The organism is Pseudomonas citronellolis (genome assembly GCF_029335315.1).
In the GTDB taxonomy this organism is placed as follows: Bacteria; Pseudomonadota; Gammaproteobacteria; order Pseudomonadales; family Pseudomonadaceae; genus Pseudomonas; species Pseudomonas citronellolis_A.
Window position 1 is genome coordinate 1 of the sequence record NZ_JARJLT010000328.1, and the last position, 5409, is coordinate 5409.

General features: G+C 70.8%; 5 protein-coding genes and 1 pseudogene. 4 read left to right on the forward strand and 2 right to left on the reverse strand.

The window, feature by feature from the left end:
- The coding region (locus P3W75_RS24495) for an amidase (RefSeq protein WP_276229908.1) at positions 1-1688 on the reverse strand (1688 nt) is incomplete at its 3' end.
- Between the two features lie 551 nt (positions 1689-2239).
- Here P3W75_RS24495 and P3W75_RS24500 point away from each other — a divergent pair.
- The gene (locus P3W75_RS24500) at positions 2240-3040 is read left to right on the forward strand and encodes a substrate-binding periplasmic protein (RefSeq protein ID WP_276229909.1); all 801 of its coding nucleotides are present in this window, start codon (positions 2240-2242) and stop codon (positions 3038-3040) included.
- Between the two features lie 38 nt (positions 3041-3078).
- Positions 3079-3585: a GNAT family N-acetyltransferase gene (locus P3W75_RS24505; protein WP_276229910.1), complete on the forward strand. Its 507-nt coding sequence runs from the start codon at positions 3079-3081 to the stop codon at positions 3583-3585.
- Positions 3586-3592: 7 nt separating this feature from the next.
- Here the strand turns inward: P3W75_RS24505 and P3W75_RS24510 are convergent, their stop codons facing one another.
- The gene (locus tag P3W75_RS24510) at positions 3593-4681 is read right to left on the reverse strand and encodes a glycerophosphodiester phosphodiesterase (RefSeq protein ID WP_276229911.1); all 1089 of its coding nucleotides are present in this window, start codon (positions 4679-4681) and stop codon (positions 3593-3595) included.
- 208 nt (positions 4682-4889) lie between these two features.
- Here P3W75_RS24510 and P3W75_RS24515 point away from each other — a divergent pair, with 208 nt between their 5' ends.
- Entirely contained in the window at positions 4890-5072 is a 183-nt protein-coding gene (locus P3W75_RS24515) for a hypothetical protein (RefSeq protein ID WP_276229912.1), read from the forward strand.
- 91 nt (positions 5073-5163) lie between these two features.
- Positions 5164-5409: pseudogene (locus P3W75_RS24520) on the forward strand (SAM-dependent methyltransferase); the annotation flags it as partial.

The window sequence follows — 5409 nt, forward strand, 5'->3', positions numbered from 1 at the left end:
GTGCGCGGCGGCACCAGGCGCTTGCTGCCGGTCGACTCGAAGGCTGCGGCGAAGCGCAGCAGGTTCGAGTCGTCGTAGGCGCGGCCGGCGAAGGTCAGGCCCACCGGCATACCGATGTCGGCCATCACGCCCATCGGCACGGTCACGGTGGGCACGCCCAGGTGGCGGATCGCCAGGTTACCGTTGGCGACCCAGATGCCGTTGCTCCAGGCGATGTCCGCCGACTCCGGGTTGACGTCGGCGTCGGCCGGGCCGACGTCGGCCACGGTGGGGAACAGCACGGCGTCGAGCTTCAGGCCGTCCATCCAGTCTTCCAGGTCAAGCTTGCGGGTCTTTTCCAGGCCGCGCAGGCCGTCGGGCAGCGACTCGATCTGGTCCCAGGTCTTCAGGCCGCGCTTGGCCATGTTGACGTACTCGTCCATGCCCGCGCAGAGGTCGTCCTCGCGGTTCGGCAGGGTGCCGGGGTCGTGGGGGAAGATCTGCGGCCCGTCGACGTCGGCCAGCTTGTTCAGCTGCGGATCGCCGTTGGCCCGCAGGAAGTCGTCGAAGCCCCAGCCGGACAGCTCCCACAGCTCGTCATGGAGGAACTGCTCGGTGACGATGCCGCGGTTGAACACGGTGGACGCGCCAGGGCGGTCGCCCTCGCAGTTGGAGACCAGCGGGAAGTCCACTTCCACGACTTCGGCGCCGGCGGCTTCCAGGGCCTTGCGCGCCTGTTCCCAGAGATCGATGACCGAGGCGCGGGTGTTGATCCGCTGGCCGGTCGGGCCGCCGATGCCGGGCTTCTCGCTGGTGCCGGCGGCTTCATCCTTGTTGATGAACATGCGCGGCACGCCGAAACGCTTGCCGGCCAGGGCCTCGGCGTTCGCCGCCAGGTCCAGGTAGGACGCCGGGCGCACCGAGGAGGCGCTGGGGATCGGCACCCAGGGTTGCAGGCGCCAGAGGTCGCCGCGCTTGTCGGCGTCGTCGGCGACCACCACGTCGAGCACTTCGAGCAGGTCGGCCATGGTCCGCGCGTAGGGCACCACCACGTCCATGGTCGGGGTCAGCGGCCAGTTGCCGCGTACCGAGATCACCCCGCGCGACGGGGTGTAGGCGCACAGGCCGTTGTTCGAGGCCGGGCCGCGGCCGCTGGACCAGGTTTCCTCGGCCAGGCCGAAGGCCGAGTAGCTGGCGGCGGTGGCGGTGCCGGCGCCGTTGGACGAGCCGGAGGCGAAGGGTGCGGTGAGGTAGGCGGCGTTGTACGGGCTTTCGGCGCGGCCGTAGACGCCGCGCTGCATGCCGCCGTTGGCCATGGGCGGCATGTTGGTCTTGCCCAGGCAGATGGCGCCGGCGGCGCGCAGGCGCTCGATGGTGAAGGCGTCGCGCTGCGCCACCAGGTCCTTGAAGGCCGGGCTGCCGGAGGCGGCGGTCAGGCCCTTGACCAGGTAGCTGTCCTTGGCGGTATAGGGAATGCCGTCCAGCGGGCCGAGGGTCTCGCCGCGCGCACGGCGGGCGTCGGAAGCCTCGGCTTCCTTGAGCGCCTCGGGGTTGCGCACGACCACCGCGTTCAGCGCGGTGGCGGTGGCGGCGCCGTCGTAGGCGTCGATCCGGGCCAGGTAGGCCTGGACCAGCTCGACCGCCGTGGTGCGCCCGGACTCCAGGGCCGCGCGCAGTTGTGCAATGGAAACCTCGGTTACTTCGATCATGCTTTCACCGCCGAACTCAGTTGGGTTGAAGGGTGCAGGTTTCCGCCGCGCGAGCGGGAAACGTTTCGAATCGCAAAGTGCCAGTTCATATCGGTTCTCGTTGTATTGCCTATCGCGGTGGGGCCTGAGTCACGCGGGCTCGGCGACGCCACGGGGGCCGCGATCCGCCCAACCGGATCACTGCCCTCGCCTTCGGCGGCCTCCCTGCGGACGCCCCACCGCCGTGCAGAGTACCGTTTTCCGCGGAAAAACGCCCGTCGAGACGAGCAACGGCGGGCACCCGGGGACTCGCTCCAGGGCGCGTCGCGCGTCCGGGGCGTCTGGATCGCCGCTGCCGGGCGCCCCGCCGCTGGCGCAAATTTTCCCTCGCGAAGGGCCTCCGGGGCGTTCCGTTGTGCCACCTCCGGCGGCTATCCTTGCGATAGCCCTCTGCCACCCCCGGTTCGAACGGCGGCGGGCCACGGCAGCCACGCGGGACCGACCCGCGCAGTTCGCATCGTTCGGCAAGGGATCGGCCGACCTCGCAACCCTGTCTACCTCCAGGAGTCGGTATGCCCCGCCAACAGCTCGCCCGCAACGCTGCGTTCGCCCGTGCCCGACGGCTGGGCCTCGGCCTGCTCCTGCTGGCCCTGGGCGCCGCCGGCACAGCGGCGGAGCGCGCGCCGCTGCGGGTGATGACCGACTACTGGCCGCCGTTCCGCATCGAAGGCCCCGAGGGGCAGATCGCCGGCCTGGATATCGACCTGCTGGCCGAACTGGAGCGCCGCACCGGCCTGCGCTTCGAAATCCATCGGGCGCCCTGGGCACGCAGCCTGGCAGCCCTGCAGAGCGGTTCGGCGGACCTGATGACCGGCCTGGCGCGCACCCCCGAGCGCGAGCGCTACATCGACTACCTGGAGCAGCCCTACTACGCCTGCGCCCCGCGCCTGTACGCCACGCCGGAGATCGCCGCGAACATCCGCGACTACGCCGACCTGCGCGGCCACACCATCGGCTACGTGCTGGAGTCGGCGTATTTCGAGCCGTTCGACTCCGACCGGCAGCTGAAGAAGTTCGGCGTGAACAACGAGGCCCAGTTGCTGCAGATGCTCACCCTCGGCCGCCTGCAACTGGTGATCGGCACCGACTGCCAGGTGGACTACGAACTGCGCGACCCGCAACTGGCCCGGCACATCGTGCGCACGCGCTTCCAGCCGGACAGCCGCACCGACCTGTACATCGGCTTCTCCCACCGCCGCCCGCTGGTCGCCGAGCGCCAACTGATCGACAATGCCCTGCGCCAGATGGCCGCCGAGGGCTGGATGCAGCGCGCCGCCGCCCGCTACCAGCCGGAGCCACGCCCGCAGCCCTGAGCGCCACGCTGCCGGTTCACCGCCAACAGGACCTGCCCATGAGCATCGCCATCCGCCGCGAACGCGCGGACGACATCCCCGCCATCGCCCGCCTGACCGAAGCCGCCTTCGCCAACGCCGAGCACTCCAGCCACACCGAACAGTTCATCGTCGCCGCACTGCGGCGCAGCGGCCAGCTGACGGTGTCCCTGGTCGCGGTCGAGGGCGCCGAGGTGCTCGGCCATGTCGCCGTCTCGCCGGTGCGCATTTCCTCCGGCGCCACGGGCTGGTACGGCCTCGGGCCGATCTCCGTGTGGCCCGCACGGCAAGGCCGGGGCATCGGCTCGCAACTGATGCGCGCGGCCCTGGACGAACTGCGCGCACTCGGTGCGAACGGCTGCGTGCTGCTCGGCGAACCCGGCTACTACGGGCGCTTCGGCTTCCGCGCCGAACCGCGCCTGGTGCTGCCCGGCGTGCCGCCGGAATACTTCCAGGCCCTGTCGTTGCGCGGCGAGCCGCCCACGGGCGAGGTGCACTACCACACGGCGTTCGAGGCCACCGAATAAACCGCCGCTAGTAGCCGAGCGACTGCAGCAGCGCGTCGGTCTGCATAGCCGGCGGCCGCCCGTAGAAGCGCAACAGGCGGTCGGCCCGGTTGCTGAAGAAGCCATCCACCCCGTCCGCCATGAGACGCTGGAAGTCCGCGTCCGAATCCACCGTGTAGGCGTGGATGAACAGCCCGCGTTCGTGGGCCATGCGGTTCATCCAGGGCTTCACCAGGTCCATGTAGCTCTGTTCGCCACGCTCGCTGCGCGTCACCGAGGGGCCGATACCCAGCGCGCCATGGGCCTTGGCCCAGTCGAGCCAGGCGGCGAGTTCCGCCTCGGAGGCGACCTCCTGCCCGGCGTAGAAGCTGGCCTTGTCCGCCGCGCCGGACGCCTTGAAGGTGACCGTCGAGCGCGGCGCGATGTAGCCGTCGCCGATCCACAGCAGCAGCACCTTGGGCACCTGCGGCATGCTCTGGTGCAGCAGTTCCAGGCTGCCCTTCTCGAAGGTCTGCAGCACCACCCTGCCCTGCGCCTGTGCCTCCGGCGCCAGCCAGCCGCGCCGTTGCAGGACCTTGCGCAGGTCTTCCTCGATGCCGGGAAACTGCGCCGGCACCTTGGTCTCCAGGTACAGGCCGGGTTTGTGCGCGCCGCCCTCGGCGATGTCGATCAGCTCGTCCAGGGTGAGGATGCGCAGGCCGGCGAATTTCGCCCGGGCGCGCTCGGGGTGGGCCCGGTTGAACCAGCTGCCGGCGTCCAGGCGCTTGAGTTCGGCGAGGCTGAACCGGCTGACCGGGTCCTTCTCGCGGCCGGGAAAGACGCTGGCGACGTCGGTGGTGCGCTCCAGGGTGTCGTCGTGCAGGGCCACCAGCACGCCGTCGCGGGTACGCTGCAGGTCGGCCTCCAGGTAGTCGGCGCCCAGCTCGCGGGCCGCCAGGTAGGCTGCGGCGGTTTCCTCCGGGGCGTCGTGGGACAAGCCGCGATGGGCGATCACCGTCGGCCAGGGGATGCCGGCGGCGGCGCTCAGGGCCTTGCCCGGCGCGTCCGTGGCGGCGCCGGCGAGGCCGACGCAGAGCAGGCCGGCGAGGCCGAGGAGGGTCAGGTGGGAGTGTCGCATCGGCGAGGTCCTTCCGCTGTCGAGGGGATTCCGCCCAGTCTGCCGAACCGCCGCTGCAACTCGATGACCGCGCAGCGCCAGTGTAGGCGGACATTTACCCCGGCTTAGCGAACCTTTACACGGCGCGCGGCCAGAATCGCGCCGCCGTCGAGGATCCTGGGCGCAGACCCGGGACCGGGGCGGCAATCCGGCCTTCGCCGCCCTCGGCGTGCTGACGCGGGTCGCCCCGCTCGACCGGCTGAGCCCCGACGAGCTGCTGGGCAAGCGGCGCGAGCGTGGCCTGCAGGTCTCCGACGCCAACCAGACCCTGGCCGACGTCGCCGCCAGCGGCGACCTGCAATCAGCCCAGCTGATCGCCGAACTGGCCCAGCCCGCGCGCCCGGCACGCTAGAACGACGCCAGAGCCGACCAATTTTTCACTCGCCTTTGACGCGGCCTTGATAGCGGCACCCGATAATGGCGAAAACCCTGAGTTTTCGCCCATGCCCGACCCCCAAGGCTCCCTTCCGTCGTCTTCGCCGTACCGCCGTGACGGGCTCGCCGGCAGGCTCGCGGGCGCCTCGCTGTTCACGCGCCTGCTCGGCTGGCGGACCCGCCACCTGCTGCGTCTCGCGCTCAGGACAGCCGAGGAGCCGGTGCTGGTGCTGGAACTCAGCCACGCGCCGGAAGCCTTCTGGCCGGTGCTGCTGGAGCACCGCAACCGCATCATCCTGTCCGGCTCGCCGGCG